21 protein-coding genes and 1 pseudogene are annotated in these 19,416 nt (G+C 69.8%); 11 read left to right on the top strand and 11 right to left on the bottom strand.

The annotated features are described in order from the left end of the window. Nucleotides 1-53: 53 nt before the first annotated feature. Complete coding sequence (locus ACFOY2_RS44195; RefSeq protein WP_379534133.1) at nucleotides 54-1,253, bottom strand: MFS transporter; 1,200 nt, start codon at nucleotides 1,251-1,253, stop codon at nucleotides 54-56. A gap of 70 nt (nucleotides 1,254-1,323) precedes the next feature. Between ACFOY2_RS44195 and ACFOY2_RS44190 the strand changes: the two genes are divergently transcribed. Next, complete coding sequence (locus ACFOY2_RS44190) at nucleotides 1,324-1,773, top strand: helix-turn-helix domain-containing protein (protein WP_379534132.1); 450 nt, start codon at nucleotides 1,324-1,326, stop codon at nucleotides 1,771-1,773. Here the strand turns inward: ACFOY2_RS44190 and ACFOY2_RS44185 are convergent. Further along, nucleotides 1,770-2,558 (bottom strand): polyprenol monophosphomannose synthase, encoded by a 789-nt coding sequence (locus ACFOY2_RS44185; RefSeq protein WP_379534131.1) that lies wholly within the window; start codon nucleotides 2,556-2,558, stop codon nucleotides 1,770-1,772. The genes ACFOY2_RS44190 and ACFOY2_RS44185 overlap by 4 nt on opposite strands. Before the next feature lie 264 nt (nucleotides 2,559-2,822). On the opposite strand from ACFOY2_RS44185, the gene ACFOY2_RS44180 reads away from it, so the two are divergent. From ACFOY2_RS44180 to ACFOY2_RS44155, 6 genes are all read left to right on the top strand, one after another. Then, nucleotides 2,823-3,842 (top strand): LacI family DNA-binding transcriptional regulator, encoded by a 1,020-nt coding sequence (locus ACFOY2_RS44180; RefSeq protein ID WP_379534130.1) that lies wholly within the window; start codon nucleotides 2,823-2,825, stop codon nucleotides 3,840-3,842. Between the two features lie 61 nt (nucleotides 3,843-3,903). Beyond that, a complete protein-coding gene (locus tag ACFOY2_RS44175) occupies nucleotides 3,904-4,608 on the top strand; it encodes a DUF4097 family beta strand repeat-containing protein (protein WP_379534129.1) in 705 nt (234 codons plus the stop codon). A 58-nt stretch (nucleotides 4,609-4,666) separates the two neighbouring features. Then, on the top strand, nucleotides 4,667-5,179 hold the full coding sequence (locus ACFOY2_RS44170) for a histidine phosphatase family protein (RefSeq protein WP_379534128.1): 513 nt from the start codon (nucleotides 4,667-4,669) through the stop codon (nucleotides 5,177-5,179). Nucleotides 5,180-5,189: 10 nt separating this feature from the next. Continuing rightward, on the top strand, nucleotides 5,190-5,918 hold the full coding sequence (locus ACFOY2_RS44165; protein ID WP_379534127.1) for a tyrosine-protein phosphatase: 729 nt from the start codon (nucleotides 5,190-5,192) through the stop codon (nucleotides 5,916-5,918). Then, nucleotides 5,919-6,368, top strand: a complete 450-nt coding sequence (locus tag ACFOY2_RS44160; RefSeq protein WP_379534126.1) for a hypothetical protein — start codon at nucleotides 5,919-5,921, stop codon at nucleotides 6,366-6,368. It begins immediately after the preceding gene. Between the two features lie 58 nt (nucleotides 6,369-6,426). Continuing rightward, complete coding sequence (locus tag ACFOY2_RS44155; protein WP_379534125.1) at nucleotides 6,427-7,551, top strand: FAD-dependent oxidoreductase; 1,125 nt, start codon at nucleotides 6,427-6,429, stop codon at nucleotides 7,549-7,551. 213 nt (nucleotides 7,552-7,764) lie between these two features. Here ACFOY2_RS44155 and ACFOY2_RS44150 read toward each other — a convergent pair whose 3' ends face one another. From ACFOY2_RS44150 to ACFOY2_RS44135, 4 genes are all read right to left on the bottom strand, one after another. Beyond that, the gene (locus ACFOY2_RS44150; RefSeq protein ID WP_379534124.1) at nucleotides 7,765-9,693 is read right to left on the bottom strand and encodes a hypothetical protein; all 1,929 of its coding nucleotides are present in this window, start codon (nucleotides 9,691-9,693) and stop codon (nucleotides 7,765-7,767) included. A gap of 27 nt (nucleotides 9,694-9,720) precedes the next feature. After that, nucleotides 9,721-10,485 (bottom strand): glucose 1-dehydrogenase, encoded by a 765-nt coding sequence (locus ACFOY2_RS44145; protein WP_379534123.1) that lies wholly within the window; start codon nucleotides 10,483-10,485, stop codon nucleotides 9,721-9,723. Between the two features lie 80 nt (nucleotides 10,486-10,565). Next, nucleotides 10,566-11,405: a helix-turn-helix transcriptional regulator gene (locus ACFOY2_RS44140; RefSeq protein WP_379534122.1), complete on the bottom strand. Its 840-nt coding sequence runs from the start codon at nucleotides 11,403-11,405 to the stop codon at nucleotides 10,566-10,568. A 439-nt stretch (nucleotides 11,406-11,844) separates the two neighbouring features. Beyond that, on the bottom strand, nucleotides 11,845-12,513 hold the full coding sequence (locus ACFOY2_RS44135) for a TetR/AcrR family transcriptional regulator C-terminal domain-containing protein (protein ID WP_379534121.1): 669 nt from the start codon (nucleotides 12,511-12,513) through the stop codon (nucleotides 11,845-11,847). An 87-nt stretch (nucleotides 12,514-12,600) separates the two neighbouring features. On the opposite strand from ACFOY2_RS44135, the gene ACFOY2_RS44130 reads away from it, so the two are divergent. Beyond that, entirely contained in the window at nucleotides 12,601-13,098 is a 498-nt protein-coding gene (locus tag ACFOY2_RS44130) for a hypothetical protein (protein WP_379534120.1), read from the top strand. An 82-nt stretch (nucleotides 13,099-13,180) separates the two neighbouring features. Here the strand turns inward: ACFOY2_RS44130 and ACFOY2_RS44125 are convergent, their stop codons facing one another. Then, nucleotides 13,181-13,501, bottom strand: a complete 321-nt coding sequence (locus ACFOY2_RS44125) for an imine reductase family protein (RefSeq protein WP_379534119.1) — start codon at nucleotides 13,499-13,501, stop codon at nucleotides 13,181-13,183. A gap of 55 nt (nucleotides 13,502-13,556) precedes the next feature. Continuing rightward, nucleotides 13,557-13,769, bottom strand: a pseudogene (locus ACFOY2_RS44120) (NAD(P)-binding domain-containing protein); the annotation flags it as partial. 113 nt (nucleotides 13,770-13,882) lie between these two features. On the opposite strand from ACFOY2_RS44120, the gene ACFOY2_RS44115 reads away from it, so the two are divergent. Further along, nucleotides 13,883-14,272, top strand: a complete 390-nt coding sequence (locus ACFOY2_RS44115; protein WP_379534118.1) for a MerR family transcriptional regulator — start codon at nucleotides 13,883-13,885, stop codon at nucleotides 14,270-14,272. Between the two features lie 9 nt (nucleotides 14,273-14,281). Here ACFOY2_RS44115 and ACFOY2_RS44110 read toward each other — a convergent pair whose 3' ends face one another. Next, nucleotides 14,282-15,481 (bottom strand): MFS transporter, encoded by a 1,200-nt coding sequence (locus ACFOY2_RS44110; protein ID WP_379534117.1) that lies wholly within the window; start codon nucleotides 15,479-15,481, stop codon nucleotides 14,282-14,284. Nucleotides 15,482-15,577: 96 nt separating this feature from the next. Beyond that, on the bottom strand, nucleotides 15,578-16,462 hold the full coding sequence (locus ACFOY2_RS44105; protein WP_379534116.1) for an AraC family transcriptional regulator: 885 nt from the start codon (nucleotides 16,460-16,462) through the stop codon (nucleotides 15,578-15,580). A gap of 77 nt (nucleotides 16,463-16,539) precedes the next feature. Between ACFOY2_RS44105 and ACFOY2_RS44100 the strand changes: the two genes are divergently transcribed. Together ACFOY2_RS44100 and ACFOY2_RS44095 are read left to right on the top strand one after the other, a co-directional pair. Further along, the gene (locus tag ACFOY2_RS44100; RefSeq protein ID WP_379534115.1) at nucleotides 16,540-17,376 is read left to right on the top strand and encodes an alpha/beta fold hydrolase; all 837 of its coding nucleotides are present in this window, start codon (nucleotides 16,540-16,542) and stop codon (nucleotides 17,374-17,376) included. 61 nt (nucleotides 17,377-17,437) lie between these two features. Next, nucleotides 17,438-18,163: a DUF3592 domain-containing protein gene (locus tag ACFOY2_RS44095; RefSeq protein WP_379534114.1), complete on the top strand. Its 726-nt coding sequence runs from the start codon at nucleotides 17,438-17,440 to the stop codon at nucleotides 18,161-18,163. A 196-nt stretch (nucleotides 18,164-18,359) separates the two neighbouring features. Here ACFOY2_RS44095 and ACFOY2_RS44090 read toward each other — a convergent pair whose 3' ends face one another. Continuing rightward, nucleotides 18,360-19,274, bottom strand: a complete 915-nt coding sequence (locus ACFOY2_RS44090; protein WP_379534113.1) for an RNA polymerase sigma-70 factor — start codon at nucleotides 19,272-19,274, stop codon at nucleotides 18,360-18,362. Nucleotides 19,275-19,416: the final 142 nt, after the last annotated feature.

Genomic DNA, 19,416 nt, shown 5'->3' with positions numbered 1-19,416 from the left:
CTCCTGTTCGCCGTGTGCCCACACCGTAGCGCGCCTGGCCGCCGCCGTGGGGGTCAGGTGAGCTCGACGGCCGCCGCGCGTCGGGGGACCAGCCAGAACGTGATCAGCGCCGACAGCAGCGTCACCGCGCACGCGGTGTTGAGGGCCACCGGCAGGCCGGAGAACTCGCTCAGCGCCGGGCCGGCCAGCGCACCGGCCAGCGTCACCGCGGCCTCGACCGTCAGGAAGGCCGCGCTCACCCGCCCCAGCAGCTCCTCGGGCGTGTTGCGCTGCAGCCACGTCTGCACGGCCACCAGCACGCTCACCCCCGGCACCCCCAGCAGCACCGCCGCCACCAGCGCGACCGGCAGCGAACCGGCGTTGAACATGAGCGCGAAGGCCGCCGCGACCAGCACCTGCCCTGCGGCCACGGCCGTCCTGACGCCGAACCGGCCGGCCACCCACCTGCTGATGGGAGCCCCGATGAGATACCCCAGGCCCAGCGCGGACAGCAGGTAGCCGACCTGGAGGCTCCCGCCGAGCCGGGTCACGCCGAAGGGCACGAGCAGGGCGGTCAGAGCCGAGTTGGCCAGCAGGTAGACGCCGTTGGCGACCAGCAGGCCGCGCGCGACCGCCGTACGCCGCAGGTGCCCCAGCCCGTCACGCAGGTCGGCGAGCACCCGCTGCGGCAGACCCCGTTCGCGGACGCGGACCGACATGCGCGCGATGCACGCCGCCGACACCAGGCTCGCCCCCACGGCGGCGCCCACGACCGCCTCGATGCCCAGCAGCGCGAACACCAGCCCGCCCGCCGGCGGTGCGGCCAGCGCGACCACGCCGGTGGTGACCGCGTTGAGCGTGTTCGCGCTGGTCAGCGCCGGTCCGTCGCCGACGGCGGCCCGCGTGTGGGCCTGCGCCGCGGGCCTGAACAACACCGCGGCGCTGCCCTGGCCGAGCACCGCCAGGTAGATCAGCCAGATCGTCTCGGGCGTGCGGGCCGCCAGCGCCACGCAGACCGCCAGGACGTGGAGGAGGTCGGTCGCGACCATCAGCCGGCGGCGGTCCCACCGGTCGGCGACGACCCCGGCGAACGGCCCCAGCACCAGGGCGGGCAGATACTCGAACGCCAGCGTCACGCCCGTGGCCAGCACCGAGCCGGTCACGGCGTAGACGTGGGCGGGCACGGCGACGATCAGCAGGCCCGTGCCGAAGGTGGCGACCGCCCGGGCCGTCCACAGCAGCCGGAAGTCGCGCACCCGCAATGCTTCTATCACGACATGTCACCCCTCGAACTATTCTCACAAGAGAGGATCATGCGCAGAATTATTCTGTCAAGATAGACCCATGGATCACGTCGAACTCGGGCAGCGCCTGCGGGCCCGGCGGGCCACGCTCGGCCGCACCGTCGCCTCGGTCGCCACCGACGCCGGGCTGTCGGTGCCCTATGTGGCCAACCTGGAGAACGGCCGCGGCAACCCCACCGTCGCCGCGCTCGACCGGCTCGCCGCCGCGCTCGGAACCCGGCTGACCATCACCCTCGCCGACCCGGACACCACCGGCCGGGAGGCCCCGGCGCCGCCGCCGTCGCTGCTGGAGTTCGCCAAGGGCCGCAGGTTCCGGCGGGAATGCGCCGCACTGGCCGCCATGACGAAACAACAGGAGCAGGTCGTGCGCGCGAACCTGGTGGCAGCCCTGGCCGCCGTCGCCGGCGCGCTAGGGCGCGACCTCGGCGAGTCCGACTGGCAGCGGCTGCTCGACGCGCTGGTGCTGATCCTGGCCCACCCCGCCGGCTAACGCCGGCCGCGCCGCCCGAACCGCAGCGCGAACGGGGTGATCATCGACTCGACCTGCACGGCGAAACTGATCTTGCTGGAGCCGGCGTTGCGCTCCTCGAAATGGATGGGCATCTCCACGATCGAGCGGCCGAGCTGCTTGCACCGGTGGTTCATCTCCACCTGGAAGCTGTAGCCGTCGCTGCGGATCGCGTGCAGGTCTATGCCTTCGAGCGCGTCGCGATCCCAGATCTTGAACCCGCCCGTGGGGTCGCGCACGGACAGGTGCAGGATCGTGTTGACGTACAGGCCCGCGAAACGGCTCAGCAGCCGCCGATGCCGGCCCCACTGCGTCGACAACGAGCCGCCGACCACGTAACGGCTGCCGATCACCACCCCGGCCCGGGTGGCCAGGATCGTGCCGAGCAGGTGCGGGATGTACTCGGGACGGTGGCTCAGATCGCCGTCCATCTGCACCACGTACTCGTCGCCGCGCCCGAGCGCCTCCAGCATCCCGGCGATGTGGGCGCGCCCGATGCCCTCCTTGACCTTGCGGTGGAGCACGACCATGCGGTCGGGACGCTCCTCGTTCGCCCGCTTGGCCAGATCGTCGGCCAGCGCGCCGGTGCCGTCCGGGGAGTCGTCGTCTGCGATGATCAACCGCAGGTTCGGCAGGTCCAGCGCGAAGATCCGCTCCACCAGTTCGCCGAGGTTGCCTGCCTCGTTGTACGTCGGCACGACGACCGCGACCCGCGCCTCCCGCCACGGTGACGGCAGGAACCAGGCGCCGGCGGCTTCGTCGTTCAAAGCACTCTCCTTCTCGACCGAGCAACGACAGTCGATCATCCTGACACGGACGAGGGATCGGCGCGACGCCTCACGGTCATCGTGCGGTGCGTCGGCCGGGGTGACAGATGTCAGTGGGTTAGTAAATCGTTTCACCCCGGGTAGGGCTCGGTACGTTATGATCGCCAAGGTGACATGGTGGCGACCAGGGGTGATTCACCACTCCAGGTGTTGACACGATTCAACGCCACACGTCATGCCGCTCTGCGCACCCCAGAGGAACGGATGTCGAGCATCAAAGAGGTCGCCCGGCTGGCCGGAGTCTCCGTCGGCACCGTGAGCAACGTGCTCAACCGGCCCGACATGGTCGCGCCCGAGACCAGGATGCGGGTGCGGGCCGCGATCGCGCAACTCGGCTACGTGCGCAACGGCTCGGCCAGGCAGTTGCGCGCCGGACGCAGCCGCACCATCGGCGTGGTCGCGCTCGACCTGGGCAACCCGTTCTTCATCGACGTGCTGCGCGGCGTCGAGGCGGCCGCACAGGACGCCGGGCTCACCGTGATGGTCTTCAACAGCGACAAGGACGCCTCCCGCGAGGCCAGGCTGCTGGAGACGTTCGAGGAGCAGCGTCCCCTAGGGGTTCTGATCACGCCCGTGAACGCCGCCGGCCAGGACGAGCGGCTGGGCAGGCTTGTCGCGCGGGGCATCCCGGTGGTGGTGTTCGACAGCTCCGGCAGGCACAACCGCGGCTGCGCGGTCGCCGTCGACGACGTGCTCGGCGGCCGGCTGGCGGGCCGGCACCTGCGCGAACGCGGGCACCGCCACATCGCCTTCGCCGGCGGCCCGTTCAGCGTCCGGCAGGTGCAGGAGCGCCACGACGGGCTGGTCAGCGTGCTCACCCCCGCCGACGAACTGACCGTCATCCCCCTGCCCGACCTCACCGTCGACACCGGCCGCACCGCCGCCAAGGAGATCGCCGGCCTGCCGCCCGCCGACAGGCCCACCGCGATGTTCTGCGCGAACGACCTGGTCGCGCTCGGGGCGCTGCAGGAGCTGACGCAGCGCGGCCTGCGCGTCCCCGGTGACGTGGCGATCCTCGGCTACGACGACATCGACTACGCCGCCGCGGCCGCCGTGCCGCTGTCGTCCATCCGGCAGCCGCGCGAACAGCTCGGCAGGACGGCGGCGCTGATGCTGTTCGAGGAGGCCGACGAGTTCGCCGGACACGAGCACCGCCACGTGATCTTCCAACCCCAGTTGGTGGAACGCTCCTCCACCAACCCGCAGGGCGCCGCCGCTTTCTAAGGGGTTTCTCAGGGGGCGTCCCGGAGGTTCGCCCCGGGATCATGTTCCAGACTTGGGCGTCATGAGGATGAAGAGAACGGCCATGGCCGCAGGCATCCTGGGGCTCGCCGCGGTCTCGACCGGGTGCGGGCTGGCCGGCCCCGAGTCGGAGGACACCGTCTCCTACGACGTCACCGACAAGGTCGCGGCGGTGAAAGTCGAAGCCGACGCCGGCAGCGTCGAGGTGGTGGAGTCGGAGCGGCAGGGCATTCGCGTCACGGAGCGGCTCGTCTGGCGCAAGAACAAGCCGGAGACCAGCCACCCGGTGCAGGGCGACACGCTGGCCCTGTCCTTCAAGTGCCCCACCACGTGGGGATTGGGAGCTCCCGGGGTGTCGTGCGAGGTGAGCTACCAGGTCGAGGTCCCCAAGGGGCTGAGCGTCAAGGCGAGCACCGACTCCGGGAAGGTGACGCTGAAGAACCTCTCGGGCCCCCTTGAGGCCGAGAGCGACTCAGGGGCGATCGAGGCCAGCGGGCTGAGCGGCAAGCGGGTGGTCACGCGGACCGACTCCGGCAACATGACGGTGGCCTTCACCGGGCAGCCGGACAAGGTCGAGTCCTCCACCGACTCGGGCAGAACCGTGATCCACGTGCCGCAGGGGCCGTACCGCATCGAGGCCCAGAGCAGCTCCGGCAACCAGAACATCACCGCGGCCCGCGACCCCGCCTCCCAGCGGGTGATCGCGCTGTCCAGCGACTCCGGCGACCTGGAGGTCGTCACCCCCTAAGGGCCTCCGCCTGGCCGGGTGGTTGCGCCGCAGACGACAGGCGGGTCCACTGGTGGGGATGATATTGATCCGCCACGCCATGCCCGCCTTCGGCCCCGACGTACCGCCGCACGCATGGGACCTCGGCGCCGAAGGCCACGCCGCGGCCCGGCGCCTGATCGCCGCGCTGCCCCCGCACGCATACCTGGTGTCCAGCGCGGAGCCGAAAGCCTGGCAGAGCCTGGGCGGCGGTGACGACGTGGTACGCGACCGCCGGTTCAACGAGGTCGCCCGGGTGGAACCGTGGGACGGGGGCTTCAGGGAACTACGCCGGGCGTACGTGGAAGGCGCGGATCATCCGCAGTGGGAGCCGCGATCAGAGGTCGTCGAACGCTTCGACGCCGGGATCGCCGACCACCTCGAACGCGCCGAAGGCCGCCCCCTCGTGGTCGCCACGCACGGCATGGCGATGACGCTCTGGTTGACGACGCGGATCGGGCTGGGTGACCCGGGAGCGTTCTGGGCGGACCTTCGCTTTCCCGACAAGCTCGTCGTCGACCTGGACGCGCACACCGTCCGGCGGGCACGTTAGGGTGACCGCCGTGCCACGACACCTCGCGTTCGACAACCTGCACAACTTCCGGGACCTCGGCGGCTATCAGGGCGCCGACGGCCGCACCGTACGGTGGGGCCGCCTGTTCCGGTCCGACTCCCTGGCAGGGCTCCGGGGCGAGGACTGGGAGCGCTTCCTCGCTCTGGGCATCCGCACCGTGATCGACCTGAGGTACCCGTGGGAGATCCGGGCCAAGGGCCGGGTGCCGCACCACGACGGGCTGGCCTACGTCAACCTCAGCATCGAACACCGCCCCTACGACCAGGCCGAGATCGACCCGGACGCCGACCCCTGGCGTTTCCTCGCCGACCGGTACGCGGAGGTCGCCCTCGACGGGGTCGAAGAACTCCGGCAGACGTTGGAGACCATCGCCGCCGCAGACGGGCCGCTGGTGTTCCACTGCGCGTCGGGCAAGGACAGGACGGGGCTGGTGGCGGCCCTCGTCCTTGCCCTCCTGGAAGTATCCGAGGACGACATCGTCGCCGACTTCGCCCTCACCGAGTTGGCCACCGACCGGCTGATCGCCAAATGGAAGGCCGCCAACCCCGGCCGTGAGCTGCGCTGGCCCGGGTATGGCCGCGCTCCCGCCGAGGTCATGCGTCTCGTCCTGGCCGACCTGACGGCCGCCCACGGGTCCGTACGCTCCTACGTCACCGACGTACTCGCCATGGACGCGAAGCTGATCGCCCAGCTCCGCGACCGGCTCCTGGAGGCATAGATGGGTTCGGTGACCCGCCACCGCGGCGCGGTACTCGTGCTGATCGCCTGGTGGGTGTTCGGCAACCTCTACGAGGCGATCGTGGTGATGCCGTGGTTGTGGCGGCTGCCGCCCGGGTCGCTGCCCGCCGAATTCGAGCCGGGCAGCCCCGTGTTCTACTTCGTTCCGGCCGGCGTCGTCATGCTCGTGCTCATCTGGACGCTGGTCTTCCGCGTGCGCCGGAACGGCGCGGGGCCGGTGCTGCGTGCCGCCGTTCTCGTCACGATCGCGGCGGCGGGCACGGGCATCCTGGTCGTCGGCGTCAACCCGACGTTCCGCGATCCGGCGGCGAGCGTGGCCAGTGTCCATGACGCGGTGCTGATGTGGGAGGCGGGCAACGCGGTGCGCATGGCCCTCGCGGTCGCGGCGGCCGTCAGCCTGATCCGCTGGCGGGCCAGGCCGTCAGGCTAGGCACGACCATGCTCCTCTACGATCAGTAGTACTACTAAATGTAGAGGGTGTGGTGGGCATGCGCGTTCTCGTCGTGGGGGCCGGACTCGCCGGGGTGGCGGCCGCCAGAGGATTACTCGCCGCCGGGCACACGGTGACCGTGCTCGAACGGGCGCCCGCGCTACGCGAGAGCGGATGCGCGATCGTGCTCTGGAGCAACGGCACCACGGTGCTCAACGATCTCGGCGTGCGGACGGACGGGGCGGGGGAGCGCATCGACGCCATCGACGTCCGCAGCGCCCGAGGACGCCCGTTGATGGTCGTCGACACCGAACGGCTGGCGACCAGGTTCGGCGCCCCGGTACTGGGGATCCCGCGCCCGGTGCTGCTCACCCGCCTCGCCGAGGGGCTGCCCGAGGAGATCTTCCGCTTCGGCGCCCGCTTCACCCGCCTCCACGACGACGGCCGGTCCGTACGGATCGAGACCGAGGACGGCACGCAGTACTCCGGCGACCTGCTCATCGGCGCAGACGGCGTGAACTCCCAGGTGCGCACGGCGCTCTTCGGCCCCGGCTCGCACGCCAGGCCGACCGGTTCGGCCACCTGGCAGGGCCTGATCCCGGCGCCCTTCGACCTCGGCTCCCGCTCCCTGCTGTTCCTCGGCCGCCAGGGCGACGTCGGGCTGAACCCCGCGGGCGACGGCCTCGTGCAGTGGCTCATCGACCTGCGCCGGCGGCCGGGCGACGACTCGGAAGGACCGAACCGGGCGCTGGCCACCCTCCGGCGCCAGTACGGCTCGTGGGCCTCGCCCGTCCGCGACCTGCTGGCGGCGCTGTCGGACAAGGACCTCGAACTCTTCCCGCACCGCCGGCATCGCCCCCCGCTGCGCTGGTGGCGCGGCCGGAGCGTCCTGATCGGCGACGCCGCGCACGCGATGCCCCCCATGCTGGCGCAGGGCGCCGGCCAGGCCCTGGAAGACGTCTCGGCACTGCTGCCAACCCTCACCGACCTGCCCGCCTACGAGCGGAGTCGCAGGCGGCAGGCCATGCTGGCCTCCACGGTGGCCACTCAGGGCGTCGCGATCTCCGGGCCGCGAACCCTGTTCCAGAGCGAGGCCGCGCTGCGCGGCGCCACACTCCTGCCGCAGCACCTGGCGACCTGGTCGTTCGGGATGCTGATGCGAGGGGTCAGCGCAAGGCTGTGACGGGCCGTTGCCTCCTGCTCTTCGGACGCGGGCGTTTGGGTGAGCTCGAACGAGCGCCGCAACCGTCAGCGCACGCCGTCCAGCTCGAACGCGGCATTGCTGAAGTCGCCCGGTGGCCGGCGCGTCGGGCGGGACCATCGCCCGGTTGAACCCGTTGCCGTTCCAACCCGGGTCGGCGCCGACGATCACACCGCCGACCAAGGTGCGCCGAAACTACAGCCGCAGGCGCGCGGCCGCCGCCTCCGCGCTCGTGACGACGTCGAGGCGGCCCCAGCGGACGGGCCAGGAGAAGCGGCGGTCGACGGTCCAGGACACGACGGCGTCGAGATCGTCCAGACGTTCCTCGTCGGCGATCACCAGGGCCGCGGCAGGCCCGATGGCGGGGTCGGCGATGGCACACCACGAGGAGTCCGCCAGCGGGAAGGCGTCCGACTGGAACATCCCGTGCAGAGGTTCGTCCTCGTCGTCGAGCGGACTGCGCTCACCGTCGAAGTGACGGCCGAACACGAAGTCGCCGCTGACGGCGCCGGTCAAGGCGTCGACGAAGCGGAGCGTCTGCGCGCCGATCAGCGCGAGCACGCCGCCGGCGCCCCACAGCACCGCCTCCGTCCCCTCGGGCGTCTGGATCGAACCGGCCCTGGCCGGTTCGTCACCCAGCGACCACACCTCCGCCCGCCCGTCGGCGGTCAGACACGCGCCGAACTCTCCCGCGGGCTCCCAGGCCCAGGGGCGCTCCTGGCCGTTGTAGAAGGATCGGCCGTTGCGGTCGGTGGTGGCGATGGGCAGGTGATACCGGTGACGACCGTTCTCGTCGTAGACGTCGACGCCGCCGCCATCGTCGACCACGACCGCCAGCCGGGCCTCGGCCCCGCGCATGCCCCAGTGCAGCGTCCCCTCCGCCTGGTCCGCGGGGTCGCCCGCCGGTTGCCCGGTGCCGGCGTCGAGGACGGTCAGCCGGGGCGAGCGGCCCGACGTCAACGCTGCCGCGCGCCGGTCGTCCGGGCTCCACGCGACATCGCCGACGGTCAGCGTCAGCCAGCGCATGCGCCCGCTCGGGACGTCGACGGCGGTGGCCCATGGCCCGTTGTGCCCGAGCAGCCGCCCGCCGTCGCGGGACCACCGCACGCGGCGGAAGGCGAACTCGTCGCTCTTGAGCCTCTCCTTCATCTCCTCCGGCAGCGGAGCGGTCAGCATGTCGGGCTCGGGGCCCCTGTTGTGCAGACGGTAGTCGTTGTAAAAGACCTCGCCCTGGTCCAGCGCCGCGACGCAGCCCGCCATCTCGTGCTCGCTGCCCATCGAGATGTAGGCCCGGCGGCCGTCGGGAGCCAGGGCGAACGTCGCCGCGGCGTCGAACCCGTCCGTCACGTCCGCCCTCCCGTACGGGTTGAGGCGTGCGCCGAACGGGTCCCACAATCCGACGTTGTTCGTGCAGAACGCCAGCGCGACCCGGGTTCCGTCCACCGACCACTGCACCGTGTCGCGGTAGCCGCGCCAGCCGACACCGTACTGGACGTCGACCCCGTTGACGACGCGCCCCGTGGCCATCTCCCACACCTGCAACGGGCCTGTGCCGTCGTAATTCCCTTTCTTGGTGGCCCGGCCCGTGGCCAGGTAGCGGCCGCATGGGCTGAGCGCGTAGTCCTGGAAGTCGCCCCCGAACATGGTGTACGGGTGACGCAGCCGCGCGCCGCGCTCGCGGAGGCGGTCGGTGGCCACACGGTGCGCGCCGGTGATGCCGTGCCGCTCTTCCACCTCGGCCAGCAGGGCGCGCAGCGCAGGCAGATCCCGCTCCGGCCGGAACGCCGACCAGTCGGCGTCCTCCAGCATCGTGAGCAGGGCCCCGGGGTCATCCCGCGCCGCTTCCAGGGCGGCGCGCCCGGGAAAGTCCCCGGACCCGTTCGGCTTCCCGCGCCGCACGGCCAGCAGTTCCTCCACCGGCAGCACCGGCACGCCCAGCCGTTCCGCGGCGCGGACGTGCTCGTTCGGGTAGGAGTTGCCGTACCCGTTGAACACGGCGTCCACGGAAGGCGACACCTCATCCACGACGTTCGCCCCGGCGCCCTGAAGCCGCATCTTCAGCTTCGCGACGGGCTCGGTGCGGAAGCTGCCCGCCAGGACGATGGTTTTGCCACGAAGATCCATAGCTAGGGAGGATAGGCGTACCGTGTCTCATCCGGTGAGGGCGGCGGCGGTGGCGACCAAGCCGCCATCGATGATCAAATCCTGTCCGTTGACGTATGAGGCCTCACCTGAGGCGAGGAAGGCCACCGCGTCGGCGACGTCCTCGCTCGTACCGGTTCGAGCGGTGGGCACCGAGGCCACGACGGCGGTTTTGGCCTCGGCGGAGATGTTGTCGTGGAACATCGGGGTCTCGATGTAACCGGGACTGACGGAATTCACCCGAATCCTTCTGGGCCCCAGGTCGGCCGCGAGGGTGTGCGCCAGGTTGTGCACCGCGGCCTTGGTCGCCGCGTAGACCGAGGCCCCCGCAAGGCCACGGTGCAGCGTCCACGACGCGTTGATCACGATCGCCGCGCCCTCGGACAGCAGCGGCATCGTTTTCTGGACGGTGAAGAACACGCCCTTGAAATTGACGTCCACGATGTGGTCGAACTCGGCCTCGGTGACGTCACCGCTGTGCTGGAACGAGGCCACGCCGGCGTTGGCGAAGAGCACGTCCAGACGTCCGTGCCGGTCCCGGATCGTGGCCGTCAGCGCGTCCAGGTCGGGCAGGCTCGACACGTCACCGCGCACCGCGAGCACCCGCTGTCCGCCGTCCAGCGCTTTGACCGCCGCCTCCAGGCGGGTTCGGTCGCGTCCGGTGATGACCACCTGCGCGCCCTCGGCGAGCAACCGTCGCGCGGTGGACAGGCCCATCCCGCTCGTGCCGCCGGTGATGAGCGCGATCTTGTCGTCGAATCGGGAAATCGTCATGGGATCCAGCCTGCCGACCGGCGCCCGGACCATACAGTGCGTGCTCAACGTGGGAGTGGCACCACCACCTTGGCCGACGGTCATGCCGGGAAGGCGAGCCGGGCGGGCGAAAGGCGTTCTTCGGTTCCGGGCAGCGGGTTGTACAGCTCCAGATACCAGCCAGGGTGATCGGTCACCGTCAGGGTCGTCACGTCGAAGAACAGATCTCCCGCGTCGGGATGGCGTACCGCCTTCACCGCCTGCGCGGGAGCGCCCACCTCGTGGCGCGCCCACAACTCGGCGAACTCGGGGCTCACGGCGCTCAGACCGCCCACCACCCGGCCGAACTCCGGGTCATCGGGAGAATGCGCCGCATCAGCGCGGAAGGCGGCGACCACGGCCGGGGCGACCGAGGCCCACTGCACGTGCATGCTGCGGTAGCGGGCGTTGGTGAAGAACGAGGTCAGGCAGTTGCGGTCGGTGTCGTCGTAGCCGAACACCACCCGGGTCGCCTCGTTGATCGCGAGCAGATTCCAGTACCGGTCCCGCAGGATCGCCGGGCGCGGCATCCAGGCGTCCAGCAGGCGCCGCAGCTCCGGGGTGATCGCGTCGCCGCGCCGCCGGCCGACCTGTGGCGGCGGGTTGAGCCCCGCCAGCAGATACAGGTGCACGCGTTCTGGTTCGGTCAGACGCAGAGCCCCGCTGATCGCGTCGAGCACCTCGGACGAGACGTTGATGTCGCGGCCCTGCTCCAACCAGGTGTACCAGGACACCCCGACCCCGGCCAGCACGGCGACCTCCTCACGCCGCAGCCCCGGCGTCCTGCGCCTGCCCACCGCCGCCATGCCGACATCATCGGGCGTGAGCCTCGCCCGGCAGGCGCGCAGAAAGTCGCGCAGCTGCTCGCGCCGCCGCCGGGCTCCGAAGGGTTCGCTGGTCATACGCCATGGAACAACGACGTCGAGCCCGCGCTTCCATGGGGGGTCGGCGCCTCGTCGCAGCCTATGACCGGGACGTCCTGGCGCGGGTCCTGGAGCCTGGTCGCGCTCTCCACTATCCGCCGGTTGGGGGAAGTCGTCCGTTGTGCACCGCATGAGGTGTTCAATCAGCGCTTTGGAGGCCGAGATCTCCTGAAGCCGGTGTTCGAGCGGCGACGGCCGCTGACCCTGGCGGCGGGGACCAGCAGACCCCATGGCCTCCCAGTGGCGCAGAACGTGCGGGGCGAGGCCGAACCCGCGCTGCTCGGCGGATCGATCGTCTACCTGCCCACTTGCCTGCAGGGGGGTCTTCTCCCGAACGTGTCCCCAGCCCCAAAGTAGCTCTGGGTAATCGCCGTGACGCTTCGTGTACGAATTCCGCGCATAGATGCCATGACTGTCGTCACGGAGCCGGCGATGTCGGGGAGTGGATGCGCGATTCCAGCCCGGCCAGAACTGTGTGGAGTCCGAACTCGAACGGGTCCCCGGGCGGGGTTATGGCGGCGGAGTCGATGCGGGCCCGCAGTCGGGGGAGGGCCTGGGCGATCGCGAGCATCTCAGCGGTGATCCCATGGAACTCTTTGTCGGCGTCGGCACCGTTTCGTCGTAGGTGCGCCTGCCAGGCTGCCTGTGCCGCCTGGCCCTGCGCGGCGCCGATCACGAACATGAGCACGGTAGCGGCTGCCTGGTCGGCCTCTGCCTGGGTGAACCCCGCCGACTCGTAGATCGTCAGGGATTGTTCGTCGAAGCGGGCCTTGTTGGGGCCGTAGATGAGGTGCGTGCTCATTGCCGGGATCAACCAGTAGTGCCGCACGATCATGGAATAGGCTCCACGCGCCAGCGACGCGGCGGCGTCCTGCCACCCGGCTGTGGCGGTGTCGGGCAGCGGGATCTCGCCGAACACGTGGTCGGCAGCGAGGACTACCAACTTGTCCTTGCTCTTGACGTAGTAGTACATCGCCGATGCGGCCGACCCGAGGTGTGTGCCCAGGCGGCGGATGTTCAGCCCGTTCACGCCTTCGGCGTCGAGTACCTCGACGGCTGCCCGGACGATCTGCTCCTTGGTCAGCATGTCGCCCAGCCTAGCGAGAGTTGAACTTAGATCAAAACGTGCGTACGTTGTCGAACAAAGTTCAAAAGTCTGCTTGAGGAGATCCCTGTGTTCCTCGTTGTCGCCCTGCAAGGCCTGCTGGCCCTGACGTACCTGGTCGTCCCGTTGGCCGGCCACAGGTACGGCGCCGCCGCCCAGAAAGCAGCCGATGCCGAGATCCACCGACAGGGCCACAGCACCGCCGTATTGGCTAAGCATGGCCTCGACTTCACCGCCGGCACCGCCGGCGTGACGGTGTCCGTGGCGATCGCCGCGGGTCTGGCAGCGCTTGCCGTGCTGAATCTGTTCGATCAGCCAATGCTCACCTGGATCCTTCAGCCCATCCTGCTGATCGCCGGCGGTTTCGTCACCACCTCCCAGGTTTTCGTCATCCGCTATGTGGAGACTGCCTTGCGCAAGTCCGGCACCACCGACATCGACGCCAAGGCATTGATTGAGGCGGCGAAGGCGGCGTTCCCCGGCTGGTTCCATCCGCTCGTCCTGGCGCGGTTCCTCCTCACGACCGCGGGCTCGCTGGTCATCCTGCTCTTGCTTGCTGTTTCCTGACCGGGTTGAGGACCCTGTCATCAACCCGGGCGCTCTCGTGAACAACCAGTACGGCGACGCAAGGGTGAGGCTCTACAACGCTTCACAAGAGGAGATCGTGTCCTACGGAAACGGCAGGCACGGCATTCCTGAACCGGCCTCCTTGAAACGACGACCTACCTTCAGGATGCTCGCGGAGCGCTAAGTTGCCGGTGTCGATGGTGGTCGCGAGCCCGGGCAGCAGGTCGGCGACGAGTTGCGCCATCTGGCGGGCGTGCGGCGCCAGCGCGGTGGCCGGCACCTGGTGCCGTGCCGCGAGCGCGAACGAGTGCATCAACCCGGTGATCGAGCTCCAGAACAGGTTCAGCAGGGCCACATCGAAGCTCGCCGCTCTGCCGGGGTCCGCGCCGAGGTTCTCGGCCACGCCGCCCAGCGCGCCGAGGACCTGCCGGTGGCGGTCGAACAGAGAGGATGGCGTCGATCGCGTCGGCGTCGATGACGCACACGACGGTCAACGTACCGGCATCGAGCGCCGCCAGCGGACTGCCCGCCCAGGTGGCCCCACGTTCGAGAAGTTCATCGGCTTTGTCCGCAGTCCGATTCCACACGGTCGTCGGATGGCCTGCGGCCAGGAACGCCATGGCGATGGCGCGTCCCATGGGGCCCAATCCGATCACCGACACCTGTTCCATCATCAACACTCCCGCACGTTGTGGTCACGTCCGCCGGCTCCGATCCGGCGGACGTATGTGCCGTACGCTAAAGCTTCACGTTGACGTGAAGGTCAAGGCGGAGGTGATCAGAGGTGAGAATCGGCACGTTCGCCGACCAGGCCGGAGTGAGCACCCGCGCACTGCGCTACTACGAGGAGAAGGGCCTGCTGCATCCCGAACGGACGTCGGCCGGATACCGCCTCTACACCGACGAGGACATCGAGACGGTCCGCCGCATCCGGATCCTGCTCGCGGCCGGACTCAACTCCGACCTGGTCAGAGAGATCCTTCCCTGCATGGTCGACGACGGGGAATTCCTCGCGCCCGGATGCGACGACCTCATTGCCGCCTTCGAAGGGGAACTCCAGCGCATCGACAGTCAGATCGCCGAACTCCACAATGTCCGCTCCGCCCTCACCGGCATCATCAAGGCCGGCCGCACCCGTGATCTTCGCTCCACCGAGTCGCAGCCCAGAAGATGAGCGCCTTGTTCAGTCCGCGCGCAATCTGAGGTGGCAAACGAGGGCGCCGATCGCGAGGACGGGCACGCCCGCCAGGATCGGCGCGGTCAGTCCCCACTCGGCCGCGAGGAGCCCGCCGGCGAGTGCGCCCAAAGGTGCCGCGCCCATCACGGTGGTCATCGACGCGCTGCTGACCCGGCCGAGGAGTTCGGAAGGGGTGAGCCGTTGACGGAGGGTGCGGGCCACGACCGCCCATACCCCGAACGCGCCGCTCGTGATGGCCAGCCCCAAGGCGGCGACGAAGGCTGAGGTGGTGAGTCCGAGCATCAACTGTCCCGCCGCGGCGCACGCGAGACAACTCGTCAGCGCCGCAGCGGATCCGATCGAGCGGGTGATGCGTGCCGCGAAGTAGCCGCCGGCCAGACCTAGAACGGCGCCCACCCCCAGCAACGCGCCATAACCCCACGCGGGCAGCCCCAGAACCTGGGGGACGTAAAGGACAAGGATCGCGAACCAGGCGCTGTCCATCAGCGCGAACACACCACCGAGGATGACCAGTACGCGTAGCCGCCGGTGACGCGCCAGCCAGCGCAGACCCGCGAGCGTGTCACTCCAGATCCGCCCCTTGCGGGCAACGGGGCCGGTCTTGGGGGCGAACACGTTCGGCAAGCTGAAGATCAGGGCCGCCGCGACCGCCAGCGTGCCGCCGTTGACCGCGAACGGAAGCACCATCGCGACACCAAACAGATACCCGCCGATCGGCGGCCCCACCAGTTCGTTGCCCGCGACTTCGGCGTTGACCAAGCCGCCGTTGGCCCGGTCGAGGTCGGCGTCGCCGACCAAGGGTGGAAGGAGAGTGGCCGTGGCCGTGTCGCGCAAGGTCTCGCCTACGCCGCAGGCGAACGCCACCGCGTACACCAGCACGATTCCGGCGATGCCGAAAGACAGCGCGGCAACGAGGACGACCAGCAGCAGCACACGCACGACGTCGACGAGAACCGTCAGGCGACGCCGGTCGAAACGATCGACGACGGCTCCCGCGAACAAACCGAATATCAACCAGGGGCTCTGCCCGGCGATGGCGACGCCGGCCACCGCGACAGGATCCGACGTCATGGCCGCTGCCAGCAACGGTAAGGCCGCCATACGAATGCCATCGCCGAGATTGGACAGTGCCGTCGCCAGCCAGAGCCGTTGGTAGGCCGGTCCCAAAGAGGTCGAAGCCACCATCACCCTCCATCGCGTGATCTCTACCAACTTTTACCTGATCAGAAGAGACGACCGCCGACCAGCGGCCGCACTTCCTGGCGTTGATGGTTGGATCCGTCAGGTCGCGGGCCGACTCGCATCCCGCAACGCCGATCCATCGTGGGCGGGAGTTTCGCGGCTAGGCCATGCGATGTCGTCAACCGCCAGAAACGGCTCACCTGCCACACTCGCCGGGGTCACTCCGGTGAATGCCATGACGTCCCGATGCAGGTGCGACTGGTCGGCGTAACCACCCTCCACCGCGACTCTGGCCGCGCCCTCACCCGCGACCAGGCGGTGGGCGACATGGTCGAAGCGGACCAGCTTCGCAGCCCGCTTGGGCGGCAGTCCGAGCTGCGACCGGAACCGGGACCACAGGCGCTTACGGCTCCATCCGACCTCGGCCGCCACGCCGTCGACCCGGACCAGGCCGCGTCCGCCGACGATCCGGTGCCAGGCCCAGGCCACCTCCGGGTCTACGGGCGGCCCCGCCTCATGCAGGCGGCTGACCAGCGCGTCCGCCAACGCGAAGCGATCCTCCCAGGAGGAGGCATCGCTCAGCTGCTCACGGATCCGTGACGCCTTCCGGCCCCACAGGTCGCCCAGGGGAACTGCGGCGCCGCCGAGGTCGGCGGGGGAGGCGCCCAGAACCGCGCGTGCGATCACCGGGGACAGACGTACCTGCACGCATTCGACGTTTTCGCCCCGCGCCCAGACCGCGCCTCCGGACCCGAGCCCGGGCCCGGCGACGATGCTTCCCCGCTCCTGCCGCCCGGCGGCGTGGTCCAGGACGGGCGAACCGGTGCCGAAGTCCAGAAGCAGTGTCACGGCCGGGTGCGGGACCATCCGGAGCGCGTTCAGGTCACGGACGCGGAACCCGGCCATGGTGACACCGGCCACCCGGCTGGGCCGTCGCGGGCATGCGACGTCCCACACAGCCGCACCGTGCACGAACGTCCGCACGGCCCTCATGCTACGCGAGCCGGCTGAGGGAACATTCGTTCAAGACACTGTCGCGCACCAGCGGCAACAGTGGGTTCATGACTGTTTCTGACGGCGGCCCGCACGTGAAGATCACGCAGACGCTGCTCCTGGACGACGGCGACATCCACGTGTGCCAGGACGGCCCCCGCGACGCCCCCGCGCTCCTGCTCATCCACGGGTCCGCCTCCTCGGCCCGCTCATGGGACTCGCTGGTTCCGATGCTGACCAAATCCCATCGCGTCATCCGGATCGACCTGCTCGGGCACGGCCGATCAGCCAAACCGGACGACCGCAGCTACGCGACGCCGGACCAGGCACGCAGGGCCGGCGCAGTACTGGACCGGCTCGGCGTCGAGCACGCCATCGTCGTCGGCCACTCCAGCGGCGGCGTGGTCGCCACCGCCCTCGCCGAACAGCGACCCGACCTGGTGACCGCGCTCGTGCTCATCAACACAGGACCCAGCCTGGACGCCTTCATCGCGCAGGACTCCGCGGCGATCGACCCCTCGCAGTGGCCGCCGACCGACGAGCAGATCCGCCAGTTCGCGAGCACCGGCTTCAGCCGCCCCGGCTACCGGCTCCCACAAGAGCTCCTGGACGAGATGCGCGGCATGACCTACCACACGCTCACCACGACGATGCGGGCCACCAGCGAGTACCTGATGCGGCAGGCGCTCCCGGATCGGCTGACGACCCTCGGCAAGCCGCTGCTGGTGATCTTCGGCGAGGACGACCGCAGATGGCGGTCCTCGTCCGCCGCCGGCTACCGCGCCGTTCCTGGCGCGAAAGTCGAGTTGCTGCCCGGTCTCGGGCACACCCCCATACTCGAGGATCCGCCGCGGACCGCCGTCCCCCTCCTGGCCTTCACCGCCATCCACGCCCGGCGGGCATGACCATTCGCCGGTATCAACCCGAGAGATGCGCCCATTGCTCAGGGTTGGGCAGACTCGTCCCATGCACAATGGACGGATCTTCACCCTCGTCGGCGGGATCTTCGGTCTGATCGGACTGGTGCTGCTCTGTGTCGGCATCACGCTGGCCGCCTCCACGGCGAGCTTCCTGTCCTCGGCCGAACGGACCGACGGTACCGTGGTCGCGCTGACCGAGCGGACGACCACGACACGGAATTCCGACGGCAACGCCCGGAGCAGCACGGCCTGGTACCCGACCGTGGAGTTCACCGTCAACGGCCGGCGGTACTCGTTCCAGGGCTCCAGTGGCACCAACCCGCCCTCCTTCGAGAAAGGCGAGAGCGTACCTGTCTCGTACGACCCGGACGATCCATCCGACGCGCGAATCTCCTCATTCTGGACGGCGTTCCTCGCCCCGATGATTGTCGGCGGACTCGGCGTGGTGTTCACCCCGATCGGTGCGGTCCTGTTCGTCAAGGGACGACGAATCACCCGGCTGCGAGCCTGGCTACGGGACCAGGGTCAGCAGGTGTGGGCGGAGATCGAGCACATAGGACGCGACTTCGCCGTACGGGTGAACAACCGGCACCCCTACGTGGTCCATGCGACGTGGCAGGACGAGGGAACGGGCCGGACATACACCGCGACCAGCGACTACTTCCGCCACGATCCGGGCCCTGATCTGCACGGCCGGACCCACGTCCGCGTGCTGTACGACCCCGCGGACCCGGATCGCAACCTGGTCGACCTGGACGCTCGCCATCCCTGACGTACCGCCTGCCCGCCCGCGCCCAGTCGCCCGAGGAGCCGGTACGGCCCCACGGCGGCGGGATCGCCCTCCCGGAGGGGGTCGGCGGACGGCATGACACTCCAACGTCGGGAACTATGGATCTTCAGCACCATAGCGGGAATGTCGTTATTGCGTCCGCCATATGGTCATGGCACCCGGTCCACGAGAACCCTTCTCAACGCCGCAAAGTGGTCTCCCGCTCCATACGCGACAACTTCTCGGGATTGCGCACGGCGTAGAGCCCGGCGATGAGGCCGTCGTCGATGCGCACCGCCATGACGGTGTCGATCTCGCCGTCGCTCCGGAAAACCAGCGCCGGGTGGCCGTTGACCTGCGCCGGCCGCAGCGACCCCCTGACGGAGATCCTGCCCAGCACCTGGGCCACCTGGTCGGCCCCCACGACAGGCGCCAGCGCGGCCGGCACGACTCCGCCGCCGTCACCCAGGAGAACGACATTCGGCGCGAGGATGTCGAGCAGGCGTTGCAGATCGCCCGTTTCGACCGCCCGCTGGAACGCTTCGAGCGCGCCGCGGGTCTCGGCAGGGGAGACGACCCCGCGCGGCCGGCGCTCGGCGACGTGCGCCCGCGCCCGGTGGGCGATCTGGCGGACCGCGGCCGGGCTCTTGTCGACGGCTTCGGCGATCTCGTCGTAGGCCAGATCGAACACCTCACGCAGCACGAACACCGCCCGCTCGGTCGGCGTGAGCGTCTCCAGCACCAGCAACATCGCCATCGAGACGCTGTCGGCCAACTCGACGTCCTCGGCCACGTCGGGCGCGGTCAGCAGCGGCTCGGGCAACCAGGGGCCGACGTAGGACTCCTTGCGGCGGCCGAGCGTACGCAGCCGGACGAGCGCCTGACGCGTGGTGATCCGCACCAGGTAGGCACGCTGATCCCGCACGGTGCCCAGGTCGACCCCTGCCCACCGCAACCAGGTCTCCTGCAGGACGTCCTCGGCGTCGGCGGCCGAGCCGAGCATCTCGTAGGCGACGGTGAAAAGCAGGTTGCGGTGGGCGAGGAACGCCTCGGTGGCGGAGTCGGCGTGGCTCATCCCACCGCCGCCATCTTCGGGCGACGACGTGCCGGTCATGGACGACTCCTGTTCATGTGTCACACCCACCAGACACCGCCCCCCGCCGTTTTGTGACACCGCGACGGGTGTGGCGCAGGTCACCTGATCGCGCTGTCACAAGGATCAGGCCGTCGGCATCTTGTGTTCGTTCGGCCCAGCA

It is taken from the genome of Nonomuraea purpurea, from assembly GCF_042650645.1.
Taxonomy (GTDB): domain Bacteria; phylum Actinomycetota; class Actinomycetes; order Streptosporangiales; family Streptosporangiaceae; genus Nonomuraea; species Nonomuraea purpurea.
Note: the sequence above shows the minus strand (reverse complement) of the source record. Positions and strands in the feature narration are given on the sequence as shown.

Bases quoted from the DNA above. Each gene is read 5' to 3' on its own strand.
- ACFOY2_RS44190 (WP_379534132.1), top strand. From the start codon at position 1,324: ATGGATCACGTCGAACTCGGGCAGCGCCTGCGGGCCCGGCGGGCCACG.
- ACFOY2_RS44180 (WP_379534130.1), top strand. From the start codon at position 2,823: ATGTCGAGCATCAAAGAGGTCGCCCGGCTGGCCGGAGTCTCCGTCGGC.
- ACFOY2_RS44175 (WP_379534129.1), top strand. From the start codon at position 3,904: ATGAGGATGAAGAGAACGGCCATGGCCGCAGGCATCCTGGGGCTCGCC.
- ACFOY2_RS44170 (WP_379534128.1), top strand. From the start codon at position 4,667: ATGATATTGATCCGCCACGCCATGCCCGCCTTCGGCCCCGACGTACCG.
- ACFOY2_RS44160 (WP_379534126.1), top strand. From the start codon at position 5,919: ATGGGTTCGGTGACCCGCCACCGCGGCGCGGTACTCGTGCTGATCGCC.
- ACFOY2_RS44155 (WP_379534125.1), top strand. From the start codon at position 6,427: ATGCGCGTTCTCGTCGTGGGGGCCGGACTCGCCGGGGTGGCGGCCGCC.
- ACFOY2_RS44150 (WP_379534124.1), bottom strand. From the start codon at position 9,693: ATGGATCTTCGTGGCAAAACCATCGTCCTGGCGGGCAGCTTCCGCACC.
- ACFOY2_RS44145 (WP_379534123.1), bottom strand. From the start codon at position 10,485: ATGACGATTTCCCGATTCGACGACAAGATCGCGCTCATCACCGGCGGC.
- ACFOY2_RS44140 (WP_379534122.1), bottom strand. From the start codon at position 11,405: ATGACCAGCGAACCCTTCGGAGCCCGGCGGCGGCGCGAGCAGCTGCGC.
- ACFOY2_RS44135 (WP_379534121.1), bottom strand. From the start codon at position 12,513: ATGCTGACCAAGGAGCAGATCGTCCGGGCAGCCGTCGAGGTACTCGAC.
- ACFOY2_RS44110 (WP_379534117.1), bottom strand. From the start codon at position 15,481: ATGGTGGCTTCGACCTCTTTGGGACCGGCCTACCAACGGCTCTGGCTG.
- ACFOY2_RS44100 (WP_379534115.1), top strand. From the start codon at position 16,540: ATGACTGTTTCTGACGGCGGCCCGCACGTGAAGATCACGCAGACGCTG.
- ACFOY2_RS44095 (WP_379534114.1), top strand. From the start codon at position 17,438: ATGCACAATGGACGGATCTTCACCCTCGTCGGCGGGATCTTCGGTCTG.
- ACFOY2_RS44090 (WP_379534113.1), bottom strand. From the start codon at position 19,274: ATGACCGGCACGTCGTCGCCCGAAGATGGCGGCGGTGGGATGAGCCAC.